Annotated in this window: 11 protein-coding genes; 5 read left to right on the top strand and 6 right to left on the bottom strand. The window is 70.7% G+C overall.

Features of this window, described 5'->3' with window-relative positions; translation table 11 throughout:
- Nucleotides 1–47: 47 nt before the first annotated feature.
- The 6 genes from phzG to EV192_RS39690 all read right to left on the bottom strand — a co-directional run bounded on the left by phzG (nucleotide 48) and on the right by EV192_RS39690 (nucleotide 5,213).
- Nucleotides 48–662, bottom strand: a complete 615-nt coding sequence (gene phzG / locus EV192_RS39715) for a phenazine biosynthesis FMN-dependent oxidase PhzG (RefSeq protein ID WP_132123827.1) — start codon at nucleotides 660–662, stop codon at nucleotides 48–50.
- Complete coding sequence (locus tag EV192_RS39710; RefSeq protein ID WP_132123826.1) at nucleotides 659–1,000, bottom strand: hypothetical protein; 342 nt, start codon at nucleotides 998–1,000, stop codon at nucleotides 659–661. Before EV192_RS39710 ends, phzG begins: the two co-directional genes overlap by 4 nt.
- Nucleotides 997–2,835 (bottom strand): anthranilate synthase family protein, encoded by a 1,839-nt coding sequence (locus EV192_RS39705; protein WP_132123825.1) that lies wholly within the window; start codon nucleotides 2,833–2,835, stop codon nucleotides 997–999. Before EV192_RS39705 ends, EV192_RS39710 begins: the two co-directional genes overlap by 4 nt.
- Nucleotides 2,835–3,455 carry an isochorismatase family protein gene (locus EV192_RS39700; protein WP_279495238.1) on the bottom strand — a complete coding sequence of 207 codons (621 nt, stop codon included), beginning with the start codon at nucleotides 3,453–3,455 and terminating at the stop codon, nucleotides 2,835–2,837. The genes EV192_RS39705 and EV192_RS39700 overlap by 1 nt, the downstream gene beginning before the upstream one ends.
- Before the next feature lie 15 nt (nucleotides 3,456–3,470).
- Nucleotides 3,471–4,463 (bottom strand): ParB/RepB/Spo0J family partition protein, encoded by a 993-nt coding sequence (locus tag EV192_RS39695; protein ID WP_132123823.1) that lies wholly within the window; start codon nucleotides 4,461–4,463, stop codon nucleotides 3,471–3,473.
- Nucleotides 4,464–4,631: 168 nt separating this feature from the next.
- The gene (locus EV192_RS39690) at nucleotides 4,632–5,213 is read right to left on the bottom strand and encodes a copper resistance CopC family protein (RefSeq protein ID WP_132123822.1); all 582 of its coding nucleotides are present in this window, start codon (nucleotides 5,211–5,213) and stop codon (nucleotides 4,632–4,634) included.
- A 198-nt stretch (nucleotides 5,214–5,411) separates the two neighbouring features.
- Between EV192_RS39690 and EV192_RS39685 the strand changes: the two genes are divergently transcribed.
- From EV192_RS39685 to EV192_RS39665, 5 genes are read left to right on the top strand one after another with little or no spacing between them, the layout of a single operon-like run.
- Entirely contained in the window at nucleotides 5,412–6,251 is an 840-nt protein-coding gene (locus EV192_RS39685) for a DUF4132 domain-containing protein (RefSeq protein WP_132123821.1), read from the top strand.
- Nucleotides 6,248–10,816 carry a hypothetical protein gene (locus EV192_RS39680; protein ID WP_132123820.1) on the top strand — a complete coding sequence of 1,523 codons (4,569 nt, stop codon included), beginning with the start codon at nucleotides 6,248–6,250 and terminating at the stop codon, nucleotides 10,814–10,816. Before EV192_RS39685 ends, EV192_RS39680 begins: the two co-directional genes overlap by 4 nt.
- A gap of 41 nt (nucleotides 10,817–10,857) precedes the next feature.
- Nucleotides 10,858–12,000 carry an ATP-binding protein gene (locus tag EV192_RS39675; protein WP_132124193.1) on the top strand — a complete coding sequence of 381 codons (1,143 nt, stop codon included), beginning with the start codon at nucleotides 10,858–10,860 and terminating at the stop codon, nucleotides 11,998–12,000.
- Nucleotides 11,981–15,421: a vWA domain-containing protein gene (locus tag EV192_RS39670; RefSeq protein ID WP_243727367.1), complete on the top strand. Its 3,441-nt coding sequence runs from the start codon at nucleotides 11,981–11,983 to the stop codon at nucleotides 15,419–15,421. Before EV192_RS39675 ends, EV192_RS39670 begins: the two co-directional genes overlap by 20 nt.
- On the top strand, nucleotides 15,418–17,091 hold the full coding sequence (locus EV192_RS39665) for a hypothetical protein (RefSeq protein WP_132123819.1): 1,674 nt from the start codon (nucleotides 15,418–15,420) through the stop codon (nucleotides 17,089–17,091). Before EV192_RS39670 ends, EV192_RS39665 begins: the two co-directional genes overlap by 4 nt.
- The last annotated feature ends 14 nt before the right edge of the window (nucleotides 17,092–17,105 follow it).

The raw sequence follows: 17,105 nt of genomic DNA, 5'->3' as shown, positions 1-17,105 counted from the left end.
GAGTACTTTGGTCAGTCAGAACTGACAAAAGTACTCACGAGGGTCTTTCAGGGCTGCAGGCGGCGAGAGGTCCAGGTTTGGCCGTCGCGGTCGTAACGCAGCCGGCGGTGCAGGCGGTCCTGGCTTGCCTGCCAGAACTCCACCTGCGCCAGTTCCATCTCGTAGCCCAGCCAGGCTTGCGGCCGGTCCAGTGGCTCGCCGCTCATGGCCAGTTGCTCGGCCCTGGCGCGCAGTTCCACCTCGCTGGTCAACAAGGCGCTTTGCTCGGCCGCCACCGACATCGGGTGGGTGCTCGGGTGCCGCGCGAACCACATGCCGTCGCATTCCGAGTCGGTCAGCCGGTGCACCGGACCAGCGATGATCATCTGCTGGCCCGTCTCACGCCAGTAGAACACCGCCGACGCCCAGTTGTTCACGTCCAGGTCGCGGCCCTTCTGGCTACCCGCGTGGCTGGTGAAGATCCAGCCGGTGTCGGTGAACCTGATGGTCTGCACGGTCCGGTTCGACACCTGTCCGGCGGCGCCGACCGTGGCCAGCGCGACCGCTCCGGGCTCGCGCACACCGGCTTCCTTCGCCGTGGCGAACCACGACTTCACCAGGGCGACCGGATAGTCCGGCGGGTCGTCGAACTCGGTGCTGGTCAACAAGGGGGACGAGGTCACTTGGCGCCCTCCAGGGCTGAGCCCAGCCCCGACAGGACCGGGTTGGCGAACAGGCCTTCGATGGTGGCTTCCACGTCGAACCGGATCCGTTCGGTCGGCGGGTAGCCGATCAGCTCCATTGCCTTGTGCGGCGGCAACGGGGTGTCCGGGTCGGGGAACTCCTCCCAGAGCATCACCGCGCCCCAGCGGTTGCCCGCGGCATCAGCGATCCAGAACTTGAGGCGCAGGCCGGGTATCTTGGCCCACGGCTCGACCCCTTCGTCGCGCAGGTACTCCCGCAGCGACTCGATGGTCTGCGTCGAGTGCGACAGGTCCCACCAGGTTATCGACGCTTTCATCCGGCCAGCACCTCCTTGATCCGGGTGGCGAGGATTCTCGGTCCGTCCAGGGTCAGCACGGACTCGGCGTGGAACTGCATGGACGCGAAGTGCGGGCCGCGCAAGGCGTCGACCTCGCCGGTTTCGACGTTGCGGCTCACCTCGACCACACCGACCTTGTCGTCGGCACAGCGGGCGGCGAACGCGTTGTAGAACCCGACCACCTCCCGCGAGCCGAACAGGTCGACCGCGCGCTGCGTGCCCTGGTTGGAGACTTCGCAGCGCACCACGGGCAGGCCCACCAGCTGGCTGAGCACCTGGTGGCTCAGGCACACCGCGACGAACTTCCGCCGTTGCGCCAGCAACGTGCCGATCGCCTTGTGCAGATGGGCGATCCTGGGGTGGTCGGTCTCCCGGGGGTCACCGGGGCCAGGCCCCATCACCACCAGGTCCACACCGTCCCATGTGTACTCCTGGTCGAACCGCCGCACGGTCACGTCCAGGCCGAGCGACCGCAGCTGGTGCGCGATCATCGCGGTGAACGTGTCCTCGGCGTCGACCACCAACACCTTGCGGCCGGCCAGATCCGGGTCCGGCCCGGCCACCGGCGTGCCGGCCAGCCAGAACGAGGCCAGGCCGTCGGTCCGCCCGGCCAACGCCGCCCGGACGTCCGGGTCGTCACTGAACCGGTCGCGTTGACCGACCCCGAGCGCGGCCAGCAGCCCGGCCGCCTTCGCCCTGGTCTCGTCCACTTCGGACACCGGGTTGGAGTGCCGGACCAGGGTGGCGCCCACGCTGATCCGCACCCGGCCGGTGGCCTCCACGTCGGCCGTGCGGATCATGATGGCCGAGTCCATCGACCGCGACCCGCCGGGGTTGCGGCCGATCAACGCCATCACGCCGCTGTAGTAGCCGCGGCCGCCCGGTTCGTGCCGTTCGATGACGCGGCAGGCGCTCTCCAGCGGACTGCCCGTCACCGTCGGGGCGAACATGGTCTCCCACAGGATGTCCCGTGGGTCCCGAGTGGACCGTCCCTCGATGAAGTACTCGGTGTGTGCGAGTCTCGCCATCTCCTTGAGGTACGGCCCGACGACGCGTCCGCCGCCGTCACAGATCCTGGCCATCATCTTCAGTTCCTCGTCGACGACCATGTGCAGCTCGTCGTTCTCCTTGCCGTCGCCGAGGAACTCCATCAGGCCGGCCAGGGTCGGCCCGGTGGTCGGATACCGGTAGGTGCCACTGATCGGGTTCATCACGGCGAGCCCGTCGTGCAGGCTCACGTGCCGTTCCGGAGTGGCCCCGATGAAGGTGTGCGTTCCGGTGTGGACGATGAACGTCCAGTACGCGCCGGCCTCGTGTTCGCACAACCGACGGAAGAACGTCAGCGCGCTGGCCGCGCGGTAGCCGGTGATGTCGGCGACAAACGTCCGCTTGATCACGAAGTTCGCGCCGTGGCCCTCGCCGATCTCGTCGGCGATGATCCTCCCGACGGTCCGGGCGTACGTGTCGTCGTCGACGTCGAAGTGGCCGTTCGCGAGTTTGATCGGCACCACCGGGATCCGGGCGAGGACCTCGTGCACCGGGAGCACCGCCTGCTCGGTCACCCGCATCGCGATCAGCGGCGAACCGTCGTCCACACAGGCGAACCCGCGTTCGGCGAGCTGCCGGTAGGGCACGATGACCAGCACCTCCTGGCCCGGCTCGGAGTCCTCGGCCAGCGGGATGTCCGCCAGTCTGTCCGGTGTGGACACTTCGCCGACGAGGACGTCGAGCCGGTCGTGGCCGATCGTGGCCGGCCGGTGCAGCAGTGCGAAAGGTGGTGGCTGGGCGGCCAGCACCCGGTCGAGGAGGTCCATCAGGCCAGGACCTCCTTGGCGGTCATGACCACCGCGCAGCACCGCGCCGCGTAGTCGACGGCCAGCCGGTGGTAGGCGGACGTGAAGTCGGCGATCGCGTCCGCCACCAGGAACGGCTTGATGTCGTTGGTGAACGCGTCGACGGCCGACATCAGCACGCCGACGTGCGCGTACACCCCACAGACGATGATCTGGTCGCGGTCGCCCTCCCGCATCCGCGACAGCAGGTCGGACTTGAAGAAGGCGCTGTAGCGCCACTTCGTGAAGATCCAGTCCCCCGGTCGAGGGGTGAGCGGCTCGACGACCTCGCGGTCGGCGGGGTCGACCCGCATCCCCGGGCCCCAGAAATCCTTGAGCAGTCCGCGCTGTTCCTGCGTCATCCCACCGGTCTGCGCGGTGTACCCGATCGGGATGTCCAGCTCGCGGCAGCGGTCACGCAACAGCGTCACGTTGGCCACGAGGGGTTCGGCGACGGCCGGTGGGAACGGTCGCACGAAATAGCGCTGCATGTCGTGGATGAGTAACACGGCACGCGCGGGATCGACGGTCCAGGTAGCGACGTTGTCCGGCAAATCGGCCGGTACCGGCAACGGGTACGACTCGATCGCTGGAATACCCACCATTGTTCTCGTCTCCTATAGAGGGCCGTGGCTGTTGCGTTCCAGTTGTTCCGCTACCGTGCGCCAGACCCGCGCGCACTCCATCGCCGCCTGTGCGATCGTTTCCCGGCAGTGCGGTGGCACATTCCGTACCATCGACGCCCATTTCTCGTTGCTCATCGAATGCACGTCCAACAGGCGCAGCAAGGTCCGGCCTGTCTCGGTGAACCGCAGGGTCGGATCGGTCCGCAGGTACCGCAGGACGGTGGACCGGTCCGGTAGCGGCGCCGGCGTGGCCGCCGGCCGGATGTGCCGCTTGTCCTCGATCTTCTTGGCGCCGGCCGGTTGCCGCACGGCCGGGTCCTCGCCGCGCTGCAGCCGGGTACGGACCGCTCGTGCGGTTTCCGGCGAAATGCCCGCGGCCTTGGCGACCTGGCGCAGCGAGAGACTCGGGTCGGCGCGCATCAGGTTGCTGGCCACCCGCCGTTTCTCCAGGCTGTTGATCGGCCGGACCCGCCCGTCCTGGCCGACCCTGCGGTCCGGCTGCGGTGTCTTGACCGTGCGCCGAACCTCGCCGATGGTCTTCGCGGACAGGCCGGTCACCGACGCGATCAGCCGGTCCGACCAGTGCGGGTGCGTCGCGACGATGCTGGTCGCCGCGGCCTTGCGCTCGGCCAGCGACAACGGCAGGCCGTGTGAGACGTTGGCGCGGACCGCGAGGACGAACGCGTCGGCCTCGTCACCGTCGAAGAACCGGACCGCGATCTCCAGCTGGCCACGCACTTTCGCGGCCCGCAGCCGGTGCACACCGTCGATCACGCGCATGGTCGGCCGGTGCACGATGATGGGGGGCAGCTCGTCCGGGGTGTCGGCCAGCGTCCGGACGTGTTCCAGGTTCTCGCCCGCGATCCGCGGCGACCCGGCGACTCGCAGTGCCCTGATCGCGACCCGCACCACCGGGCCCGCGCTGGCAGTGCCGTCGAGATAGTCGAATTCTTCCCGTGAGAGGCTGGCAGCGAAGTTGGTCACCTCTACGACCTCCAGTCGTCACGGCGTGACCCGCACACGACGAAAAGGTTCGCAGTCGGACACCCTCGCCACCAGTGACCCAGGCATCGACATAGAATGAGGGAGTGAGATTTCGAATATGAAAACCTCACCCCCTGTTATTGAAATGCCGACCCCAGACACATGAAACTATGTGCGCCGGAATTTCAACCCCACACCAACCCCTATGGCCAGAAGAACAACCGCGCCGACGATCCAGATCCACACCGGGACACCCCCAGAATCTCCGCTGTTGGACTGCGCGGCCGGAACCGGCTGTTCGCTGGCCGGGGCGGCCGAGGACGACGACGGCGGCGGAGTGCTCGACGTGGTCGTGGACGTGGTCGTCGTCGGGGTGGACGCGGCGGTGGCCAGGGTGAACGCGATCTTGCCGGTGACGGTGTCGCCGTCGTCCGCGGTGACCTTGTAGGTCACGGTGTACTGGCCCGCCGGCCCGGTCGGCGTCACCGGCGCGGTGAGCACGGCGCCGGCCTTGGCGACCTGCCCGACCGTCCACTTCGATCCGTCCGGCCCGGTGACGGCGATCGCGTCCGCCGGCACGTCGACGGCTTCCGAGAAAGTCAGCTTGATCTGCTGCGGGGCGGCCTGGAGCGTGGCCCCCTGCGCGGGGTCACTGCTCTTCAAGTCCGCGTGCGCGGACGCGGGACCGGCAACCGCGAACAGCGCGGTCCCGGCGAGAAGCAAAGGGATGGTCAAGCGCCTGACGAGCATGACGGGGAGCCCTTCCAGTCGAGGTACCACACAGTAGTCGGCCACGCCCCCACTCCAGTTCCCACCAGCCGTCGTCGAATCCGACTTTCCCCGCCAGGCGGCACTCGCTTTCGAGGGGCCGAGGGAGGACAGACAGAACTGTCGGACCCAAGCGATAACGTTCCGGCCAGAAGTCGATCACATCCTCGAAGGAGGGCCATGACCTGGCTGGACGCGACCGCGGGCTACCAGTTGCGGCTGGAGCACGGCAAGGTCGTCTGCCGCAACGCCAAGGGGAAACAGCTGGCGTCCGTCCCCGCGTCGCTCAAGGAGGACGCGCGGGTGGTTCAGCTACGCCAGTTGGCGGAATGGCTGGAGCGCCACGAAAGCGAGTGCCGCGAGACCGTCGACCGGTGGATGGTCCGTTCGCTGCCGGTGCCGACCGCGGCGGTCGTCGAGGTCTGGCCCGACCCGGCCTGGCGGGACGCCCTGCACGACCTCGTGGTCACTGTGGATGGTGAATCCGGGTTCCTGCGCGACGCGGTCGGGGGCCGTGGGGTCGGCGTGGTCACGGTGGACGGTGACACCGTCTGGTCCAACCCGGAACTTGTCGGCATCCCGCACCCGGTGCTGCTCGCGGACCTGGACGAACTGCGTGAGTTCGGCGCGGAACTGGGGGTCGAGCAGAAGGTGCAGCAGCTGTTCCGGCAGACGTTCGCCAAGGACGAGCGCAAGCCTGGGGCGAACGCGGTGTCCGACTTCGCCGACGGGCGGTTCGCCCAGCTCAGCCACGTGACCGGCCGGAGCAGGACGCTCGGGTATCCGGTCCGCGGCGGATACGCGACGTACATGGCGTTCGAGGACGGCCGGGCGGTCGAAGCCCGGTACTGGGTGGGCTCGGACCACCCGGAGTCGTTCACGTACACCGGGGACCTGGTCTTCACCACGGCCGACGGCGGGCAGTTGCCGCTCGCCGACGTCGGACCGGTGGCATGGTCGGAAGGCATGCGGATGGCGTCCCTGCTGTACGCGGGCCGAGTCGTGGCGGAGGCGGCGTGATCGAGATATCCCCCGGCCGGCCGGAGTCGGACCAGGACGGCGTCGCGGCCAGGTGCTACGCGCATCCGGCGCTGGCCGGGCGGCCGGTTGTCCGGCTCGTCGCGGACATTGTCGGCCAGGCCGAGGACCTGGCGTTGGAGTACCTGGGTTTCGAGCCGCCCGAGCGGGTCACGCCGGTCGGCGCGACCCGCCGGGAGGCGCTCGGTTTTCCGGCGTGGGCGCTGGTCAACGACCCGACCAACGGCCACCACGCGTTGAACCTGGTCAAGGAGTTGGCTCGGCTGAGCCGGGTGGCCAGGAGCAAACCGGGCAACGCCAAGGACGAGCTGGTCGCGATCGGCGACCGGCTCGGCCGGTCGGCACCGCGTTTCCTGCCGTCGTTCTACGAGCAGACCGGCCGGATGTTCCTGGAGCAGGACAACATCACGCACGCCAGCGTGATGTTCTCCAAGGCGCGGGAGGCCGAGCGGGTGCACGCGCTCGAAGTGGACCCCGGGCAGCTGCGGGACGTGTACCTGGAGTTCAGCCTGGCCGGCGCGCTGACCGGCAAGCACATGACCGAGTACGTGCGCTGGCTGATGGAGCGGTACCCGCCCGACGAGGCGTACGAGCAGTTCTGGACGTTGTGCCTGCAGCGGATCCGGGGTGGCCTGTCGCCGTACGCCGGAATGCCCAAGGACATCCGCCGTCTCGCCAAGGCCGCCGGGCGCGACCTGCGGGACGTCGACGACACGGTGTTGCGGGAACTGCTTGGCACACAAGCGGTCCGTCGAGCGAGCAAGGGTTTCTGGGAGTCCTACCGTGACGCTCTGGTGTCGTTGGCCAACCGCGACCCGGCCGTGCGCGAACGACTGGTCGGATTCGTCCCGGACGACCTGGACATCTCCGAGCTGTGGCTGGAGATCCTCGTCGACGGCGGGGTGATCGAGTCGACCACGCGGCTGGCCGCGTGGCTCGGCGACTATGTCGGTCGCTTCCGCAGGCGCGAGGGCTACCGCTACGACGTGCCCGCCGCGTACCGCAGCGTCCCCATGCGTGAGCTCGTCGTCTCGCTGGCGGATCGGCTACGGGCCGAGGGTGTGCCGGTGGACCTGCGGGACGACGAGCCGGACCTGTTCGACCTGTGTGTGGCGGTGGGCATCCCGCTCGGTCGCGTGCCCGGCGAGTTCCCGCTGCACAGCACCTTCGAGCGGGACCTCACGGCGGTGGCGGCGGACGAACGGTTCCATCCGGCGCTGCTCGCCGGCATGAGCACCGAACTGCTCGGCAAGAACACGCAGGAAGCGAAGGCGGTGGTGGCCAAGTTCGGCGCCATCCCGGGCCTGCGGGCGATGCTGCCGCGCTGGCTGGACGGGCAGGCGGACATGGTCGTGGACGCCACGCTTCCGTTGCTGGACAGGCGGTTGCGACGGCTGGAAGGTGTCACGAAGGCGGGTGCGTTCGCGTACAGCCCGGACGCGGCGAAGCGAATCAGCCAGACCGATGTCGCCGCGAGGACCGCGGAGGTGGTCCGGTCCGGGCTGTTCGACGAGGTCGGCTGGGCCGCGTTGGACGAGGCGGTCGCCCGGCTGCTCGGCGGCCAGGCGGCCAGGCCCGGCGGGGGCGACCTCGGGATCGAGCTGGCCGGTGAGGGCTGGCCGGCACTGGTCCTGCACCGGGCGCAGACGCTCGTTGTCGTGGGGCCGGACGGGATCCTGATGGAACACGTGCTGCGGCTGCCGCCGGGGACGACCCGCTCGCCGGGCAACCCGATCCGGTGTTTCCTCGTGGACGAACGCCTGATGGTCTGCTGGCGGGACGATCACTACACCTGGCAGGGGTACTGGAGTGACGACCCCACCAGCGTGGTCAAGCCGAGCGGCGTGGACACATACCCCCAGGGGGTGTTCGCGTCGATCGCGCTGCCCGGCGGCGGACGGTTCGTCGGCGACGGAGTGCTGCACGCGGGCGACACGAAGGTGCCGATGCGGCGGCTCACCCACGGCGACGGCGACTCCCAGTGGCGCGTTGTCAACCACTGGGACTACGCGACAAGAGAGCAGGTGCGGGAGTGGCATCCCGCTCAGCTGCCGGCGTTCCTGGCCGGGACGGACCCGCGGTACGGCTGGATCCGGCCGGCGGCACCCGGCACTTCGGACAGTCCGCTCGGGGTGGCCGACGGCGTGCACGGCTGGCGGGTCACCAAGGACGGGGACGCCTGGGTCGGCGAGGGGGTCGACGGTGCCCGGGTGCGGCTGGCCGACGGCCGGCACGTGCCGGTGGCCGGGCTGCGGCTGCCCGGCCGGGACCGGCCGCTGGCCGTGGCCGAGTGCGGCGGCGGCCTCGAACTGTTCGATGTGGACGACAGGCTGGTGTCGGACATCGACTGGACCACCTACCAGCTGGCGCTGGCCGCGGGCACCCCGTTGGTGCCGCCGCTGGACTGGTGGCACTGCCTGCGGCCACGCGACGAGCAGGGTTCGCTGGCGCTGCGCGGCATCACGGACGAGACGGCATCGGCGTTGCTGGACGCCCGTGACGCCGAGGACCTGGCCCTCGACCAACACCTGCCGCAGGTCACGCATCCGGCGTTGGTGGCGGGCCTGACCGGGGTCATCGGGTTCGCCGCCGGACTCCGCGCCGCAGTCGGGCGCTACCAGGAGGTCGCGGCAGCCGCCGCCGAGACACCGGTGGATTCCCTGGTGCGGCGGGAGGACATCGGCGACGAGTTGCTGAAGGCGGCGCTCAGGGGCGAGTGGGAACACAACGAGAGCCGCGCGACCGTGCTGGCCACGATCCGCCAGCTCGCCGAGCTGGCTGAGCTGGCCGCCGCGCGCCAGCTGCCCGCCGAGGTCGAACTCGTGTCCGATCAGGACTTCTGGCTGGAGTCGTTGACCCGCCTCGGCACGTTGCTGCTGCGGGCGGCGACGCCGGAGACGCCACCGGACTACCGGGAGGCGCTCGTCGCGTTCCTCACCACGCTCGCCGAGACAGGCATGGTGTCGGCGGAGCCGCGCTGGCGAACGGTGACCGTGGAGGTTCCGGACAAGCCCGGGGGTGGCCAAGACACCATGCACACCACGGACACCGGCTTCGTGGCGTTGTTCAGCTACCGTGGGTCCGGCCGGGCGACGGTGGCCTGGTCGGCGATCCAGTACACCTCGGTGCCCGGCCAGTTCCCGTTGCCGGCCAAGTGGACCGAGTCCGCGGCCGCCGAGCTGCGGTTCGCGGGCGAGTACATCACCCGCTGGGGCAGGATTCTCACGGAACACGGGCCGATCCCGGCGAGCCCCGGGGCCCCGGCCGAGCTGGCCGCCCAGACAGGCGTCAGTGTCGCCGAGGCGTCCGTTCTGTTGGCCGGCGCGCCGGGCATCCAGGGCTGGACCGACCACCTGGCCACCGGAGTGCGCGCGGCACTGGGGCTCAGCCCTGTTCAGGCGACTGTGGCGAGGAAGTCACTGAGGGTGCTGTCTGCCCAGACGGTCGACGCGGTGGTCGAAGCGGGTCTTCCCACCGACCCCGCCCTGCTGTGGACCGGCGGGCCGGACGTGGCCGCGATGGCCGAAGCGTGGAACAGCCGGGTCGGCCAGCGGGTGGCCGTGCCCGAGGACGTGGTGGCCGACGCGGTCAAAGCGTTCCCCCGCATGGTCGACCCGGCCGGTGTGATCACCGCGGTGGCCTCGGACCTGGCCTGGGAGACCAGATTCGGGGTGTTCACCGAGGCCTTCCTGGAGTCCATCGTCGAGGTGCTGCGCTGGCTCGCCTACCGGCTGCCCGCGGACTCGCCGTTGCGGGCGCGGCTGCCCGCGGCCCTGGCCACGGCGCGGACCAAGGCCTTCGATCCGGCGACGCAGCTGCGGATCGGCAACACGCGTGACTCGGCGCGGTTGTCCACGCTGCTGCGCCTGCCGGCGGAGCACGACGGGTCGGCGACCGAGGTGGACGGATGGCTTGTGGTGCGCGAGAACCGCGATCACCCCGGGGCCGTGTACCGGGAGGTGTTCCTGCGACCGAGTGGGTTCCGCCCGGAGCATCGCGCCACCCTGGCCGCCGTCGGCGAGACCATGTGGTTCATGTATCTCAACCTGGACGCGCTGGATGCCTTGCAGAGCAACGAGATCGACGAGACATGCGGCCAGGGCGCGCCAGCCGGGTACCTGCAGGATCCGATGGTGACCGTGCCGGACCTGGTCAGGAAGGTGGCCGAGAAGTACACAGTGGACGAAGACAGTGCCGTCCTGTATCTGCAGCTGCTGGCCCTGCCGGACCCGACGGACGCCAACGTGGCCCGCTGGACCGGGTGGAAGCCGGCGCGGCTGAAGAAGGCCCGCGCCGCGCTCGCCGAAACCGACCTGGTGTTGGCGGCCAAGCGGTCCCGCGCCGGCCGGTCCCTGTTCCTGCCCGGCGGCTGGCTCGACCGCAAGAGCCCGGCACTCCCGATCGAGGCGTGGAAGACAGTGCTGATGCTCGACGCCGCAGGCCCATCTCCGACCTTGCCCGTGCTCACGATCGAAGGCACGTTCCGGGCGGCCTGGGACCGGGTCGAGCACGGCGACCTGCCGACCTACCAGGAGCTGCGGACATGACCACCAGCGAGATCCGGCCAAGCGGCCCGGCCGAGCCGCGCATGACGACCAAAGGAGAACCATTGACCGCCAGGCAGGTGGACCCGCCTGAGTTCGCATACCGCGACGAACTCGACTTCCTGGCCGCCTACGACTCCGGCCCGCGGCCGCCCGGCTGGCGGCTGACCCCGCGGGCGGTGGTCACGTTCGTCATGGGCAGCGGCGAGCCGCTGGCGGCGGGCAAGGGCCAGCGGATGACGATCAGCCCGAAGTTCGTGGGCGAGCGGGCCATGGTGGAGCGGGCGGTCGTCACGTTGGCCGGTGAGCGCGGCCTGCTGCTGGTCGGCGAGCCCGGCACGGCCAAGTCGATGCTGTCCGAGCTGTTGTCGGCGGCGGTGTCCGGCAGCAGCCAGCTCGTCGTCCAGGGAACCGCCGGCACCACCGAGGACCAGCTGCGTTACGGCTGGAACTACGCGCTGCTGCTCGCCGAGGGCCCGTCGCCCCGGGCGTTGGTGCCGTCGCCCGTGTTGACCGCCATGCGCACCGGCGCGGTGGCCAGGGTCGAAGAGGTCACCCGGTGCCTGCCCGAGGTGCAGGACGCGTTGGTGTCCATTCTGTCCGACCGGCGGATCGCCGTGCCCGAGCTGTCCGGTTCGGACGACAGCACAGTGCACGCGGTCCCGGGTTTCACCGTCATCGCCACGGCCAACCTGCGCGACCGTGGGGTGTCGGAGATGTCGGCGGCGCTCAAACGCCGGTTCAACTTCGAGGTGGTCGGCCCGATCGCCGATCTGGCGACCGAAACCGAACTGGTGCGCCGCCAGTCCAAGGCCGCACTCGGCCGCGTCAACGCCGAGTACACAGTGGACGACGCGGTGCTTGAGGCGTTGGTCACGGCGTTCCGTGATCTGCGCAACGGGGTCTCCGAGGAGGGGTGGACCGTCGACCGCCCGGCGACCGTGATGAGTACGGCCGAGGCGGTGTCCGTGGCCACGTCCCTCGGCCTCAGCGGCGCCTACTTCCCCGGCGGGCGGGACATGGCCGCCCTGCTGCCCGGTCACCTGCTTGGCGTGGTCCGCAAGGACGACCCCGCCGACCAGGCCCGTCTCCTGGGCTACTGGGACGGCGCGGTCCGCCGCCGCGCCGAGTCCGGAGCGGCCCTCTGGCGCACTCTCTGGGATCACCGTGACGACCTCAGCCAGTGAAACCAGGAACGTCCACAGCGCCGTCGACGAGCTCGCCGGCAGCACCCGGCCGCACCTGATCGGCATCCGGCACCACTCCCCCGCGTTGGCCGTGGCCATGCCGGAGTTGCTCGACCGGGCAGCGCCCGAGGTGCTGCTCGTCGAACTGCCGGCCGAGCTGGGCGAGTGGCTGCCGTGGCTGGCTGATCCGGCGACGGTGGCGCCGGTGGCGTTGTCCGGTGCCGCGCGGGACGGCGGCAGTCTGGCGTTCTACCCGTTCGCGGACTTCTCGCCGGAACTGGCGGCTATCCGGTGGGCGTACCGCAACGGGATCGAGGTCGTGCCGTGCGATCTGCCATTGGCTTACCGAGAGGGATACCGCGACGGGACAGGCGGGCCGACCCCGTTGACGGACGCGCTGCGGCGCGGAGTCACCGGCCGGGACTCGGAGGACCTGTGGGACCGGCTGGTGGAGGCGCCGGCACCGGGTCAGTCGGCCGAGTCGGTCCGGCGGGCCGCGCTCATCGTCGGGTGGGCGATGCGTGCGGACGAGGCCGACCGGGTCGACTCGTACGACCTGCGCCGGGAGGCGTGGATGCGCCAGTGTGTCGCCGCGGCCGGGACCAGGCGGGTGTCGGCGGTGATCGGCAGCTTCCACGCCGCCGCATTGCTGCGCGGTGAGTCCGAAGGCACCGCGGCCGCCGAGAGTCGGCAACGACCGGCCGAGGTGGTCACGTCCCTGGTGCCGTACACGTTCGACCTGCTCGACGAGCGGTCCGGGTATCCGGCGGGAATTCGGGATCCGGAATGGCAACAGGCGGTGCTGCACGCCGACGGGGACCCGGCGGGGATCGAGCGGGCCGCCGCCGAGATGACCGTCCGGATCTGCGCCGGACTGCGGAAACGAGGCCATCCGGCCGGTCCGGCGGAGGCGCGGGAGGCGCTTCGGCTCGCGGTCGACCTGGCCAGGTTGCGGGGCCTGCCGGCGCCCGGCCGCGGCGAGCTGATCGAGTCCGTGCAGACCGTCCTCACCCACGGCGAACCGGTCGGGCGCGGCCGGGTGGTGGCGTCGGCGGCTCGGGAAGTGCTGATCGGCAACCGGAGCGGAGTGCTGGCGCCGGGCACGCCCACGTCCGGGCTGGCGCCCGCGGTGGTGGCCGAACTCGCCGAGCTGCGGCTGCCCGGACCGGACACGCAGGGCCGAGAGGTCCGGCTCCGCCTCGACCCCGGACGGTCCACTCTGGACAGAAACCGTCAGGTGCTGGTGCGGCGACTGGATCTCCTGGGTGTCCCGTATGGCGAGTTCGTGCCGACCGATGGCCTCGGCGGGGCGGACAGCCTGACCACCCAGTGGCGGGTGCGGTGGACGCCGTCGACGGCCGCCACCCTGCCGGTCGCCGGCATCTGGGGGGTGACGTTGGCGCAGGCGGCGACGGGTCGGCTGCTGGCCAACCGGGCCAGGGAGATCGAGGACGGTGGTGGCACCGCCGCCCAGGTGCTGGCCGGGCTGCGCGACGCGAGCGAGTGCGCACTGGTCGGGATGGCCAGCGTCCGGCTCACCGACACGGCCGGGGTGCTGCCGTCCAGTGGCACGCTCCAGGAACTGCTCGCCGGGCTCGACCTGCTGGACCGCCTACGGGCCGGGCATCTGCCGGTCGACCCCGAACTGCTGGCGGACCATCCGGAGCTGGCGGGCGACTTGGAGACCGCGGCCGTCCGGCAGATCGAGGGCATGGCCGGCTCGGACGACACCACGGACGCCCGTGCGATCGTGCAGCTCGGCCAGCGGCACGAGTCGCGAGGCACCGGCCTGCGCCTGTCGTCCGCGTTGACTACCGTGGCGGCCAACGGTTCGCCGCTGATGCAGGGCGCGGCGGCGGCCACCCGCGTCCTGCTCGGGTTGGACGAACCCGCCACGCTCGGCGTCCGGGCCACGTCCTGGATGGACACCGCGACCACCCGCGACGCACGGACCATGCTCAGCCGCCGGCTGGCCGGGGTGCTCACCGCCGCCGGTGCGTTGCTGGAGACCGCCGAGGCGCTCGGCCCGCTGATGGACCGGATGGAGTCCTTGCCGGACAAGGACTTCCTCGACCGGCTGCCGGCGTTGCGCGGCGGCTTCCGGTCGGTCGGCCCGGCCGCGCGGAACCTGGTGCTGCAGACCGTGCGGGAGCGGACCGGGCTGAGCCTGGATCACCAGCCGGACGTCGATCCCGAGCTGCTGGCGCAGTGGGTGGTCGCCGACCGGGCGGGCTTGGCCGCCGTGGCGTCCTTGGCGCTCGGCCTGCCCACAGCGGCAACGGCCGATATATCCACCGTGGATATATCAAGAGAGGCAGCCGGCGGGGAGCTGCCGGCGATCGTCCGGTGGCAGCTGATCCTGGGCCGCGCCGGGTCCCCGCCGCCGTGCGGCGGCCAGTACGCGACAGCGCTCGACGAGCTGTACGGCGGCGAATCCGGGGAAGGGTCCAGTGGTATGACCGGCCGACGCGGCGGCCAGGGCCGGCCGTTCCCGGATGTCCGGCAGTGGTCGGCCGAGCTGACCGCCCTGTTCGGCGCGGACGTCCGGGAGGAGGTGCTGGCGGCGGCGGTCGCCGGTGGCCGGCTGGACGCGGCGCTGTATCTGGACCCGGACCAGGTCCGACCGTCGGTCGAGCTGTTGCGCAACGTACTGGCGTTGGCCGGTGGCATGTCGGAGAGCGCGTTGGCGAAGCTCCGGCCGCTCGTCGCGAAGATCATCGAGGAGCTCACGAAGGAACTCGCGACGCGAACGCGACCGGCCCTGACCGGGTTGCAGCTCCCCCGGCCCTCCCGGCGCCCAGGCGGCCGCCTGGACATGAACCGGACCATCCGCGCCAACCTCGCCTCCGCCCGGCGCCGCGACGACGGCAGCATCCTGGTGATCCCGGAGCGTCCGGTGTTCCGCACGCGGGCGCGGCGGGCCAACGACTGGCGGCTGGTGCTCGTGGTGGACGTGTCCGCCTCGATGGAGGCGTCCACCATCTGGGCGGCGATCACCGCGGCGATCCTGGCCGGCGTCCCCATGCTGACCACCCACTTCCTGACGTTCTCCACCGAGGTGGTCGACCTGACCGACCGGGTCGGCGACCCGTTGTCGCTGCTGCTGGAGGTGCGGGTCGGCGGCGGCACGCACATCGCCGGCGCGCTGCGGCACGCCCGGACGCTGGTGACTGTGCCTGACCGGACGATGGTCGTGGTGGTCAGCGACTTCGAGGAAGGCGCCCCGCTGGCCGGCCTGCTCGCCGAGACCCGCGAGTTGGTGGCCGCCGGGGTGAAGGTCCTGGGCTGCGCGAGCCTGGACGACTCCGGTACCGCGCGGTATTCCGTCTCGGTCGCCCAGGCCCTGGTGGCGGCGGGCATGCCGGTGGCGGCGTTGAGTCCGCAGCAGTTGACGAAATGGGTGGGTGACCAGGTCCGATGACGTTCCCCGCTGTCAGTCCGCAGATCGTGGCCGCGGTCCTGGACCAACTGCCGCAACGACTGCGCAACCGCGTCGACAACGCCCTGGCGAAGGCGTCGTCGTGGTCGACGTCCACTGTGGACGACAAGTGCACGGTCACGGTCGACCCGGACACCACGCTCGTGTTCACCTTGCGGGACGGGATCCTCGCGACGGACGAGGATCTCACCTGTAGCTGCCTGCTGGCCCCGAGATGTCTGCATCGCGCGGTCGCGGTGTCCCTGGCGCCCGTGGCCGCCTTGGAACCTGTTGTCGTCGAGGTCGACGAGCCGGTCGCGTCGTTGTCGGTGTCCTTGCCCGAGGACGCCGTCGCCGCGGCTGACTTGTTGTGGCAGGCGGCCGGCGTCGTGCTGCGGGCGGGAGTGTCCGGGAGTGGGGCGGTGGCGCAGGCGGAACTGCTGCGGGCCGTCCATGCCGCGCGACTCGCCGGCCTGCATCGGGCTTCCGCCGCCGCTTTACGTGTCGTGTCGGGTATCCGCGCGTCCCACACCGGGAGTTCCTCGTTCTCGCGGACGAAGACGACCGAGGACTTGTCGGAGTTGCTGTTGGTGTGCCACCAACTGCGGGCAGGTGTCGGCGACGTCGAGTCGCTGCTCGGCATCGCGCGGCGCGAGTACAAGGCCATCGGTTCGTTGAAGGTGTACGGGTTGTTCACCGAGCGGGTGGTGGCCGGTTCGGGGTACGCGGGCGTGGTCACGCATCTCACGGACGCAGACAGTCGACTGTGGACGGTCAACGGGGTCATGCCGGGCGGGCCAGAACGGGTGGCGGCTGCGCTGGACGGACCGGTCGGTATCGGCGAGTCCGGGCTGACACACCGCACGCTCGGCCGCTCGGGGATGCTCGTGACCTCGGCGACGGCGTCCGCGGACCGGCGACTGGGCGCCGGAACCGGTGTCCGCGCGGTCGCTTCGCGAGGCGTGGACTGGTCGGATCCACCGGTCTCGTCGCTGTGGCGGGAACCGGTCGAGGATCAGGTCCGGCGCGCGTTCACAACCGACAACGCACTGCTGTTCCTGTCCGGGACGGTCGCGGGGTCGACCGGTGGCTCGCTGGTGGTCGAATTGCCCGACCGGACCATCGACCTGGTCGGGTCGTGCGACACCGCGTGGGAGAACCTGAGCTTGCTGGCCAGCCTGGCAGGCAAGGACCTGTTCGTGGTCGCCCGGCTGGTCCCGGACCGTCCGTCGACCGCGGTGGCCCTGGCCGTCACCGGCGACCTGACCCTCCCGGCGGACTGGGGCGGCCGGGTGAACCTCACCCTCGACCGGCTCCAACGGTCCCATGTGGACAAAGCAGGCGACCTGGCCGACCAGCCGCCGCCCCCACCCGTCCCGTCCCCGGTCGAACTGCTGGAACGCTGGCTGCACCGGGTCACCCTGGGCGGCCGCCGGATGCCCGCGATCGCCTCCACCGCCCCCGACCAGGCCCGCCTCACCAAACTCGGCCTGACCGGCACGGCACAACTACTGGCCGCCCTGGAAGCGTCCGCCCGTGCCGAGCACCGAGACGCCTTCGGCAAACCCGTTCCCCACACCGACGACGAGTTCATCCTCGCCTGGCTCCGCGGCTGCGTGCACACAACCGAATTCACCCGCTCGACCGCACTGTCCGCCTGGCTGGCCGGCTGACGGGCGCAGCCGGC

The sequence above is a fragment of the Actinocrispum wychmicini genome (assembly GCF_004345645.1).
GTDB classification, from domain to species: Bacteria; Actinomycetota; Actinomycetes; order Mycobacteriales; family Pseudonocardiaceae; genus Kibdelosporangium; species Kibdelosporangium wychmicini.
Note: the sequence above shows the minus strand (reverse complement) of the source record. Positions and strands in the feature narration are given on the sequence as shown.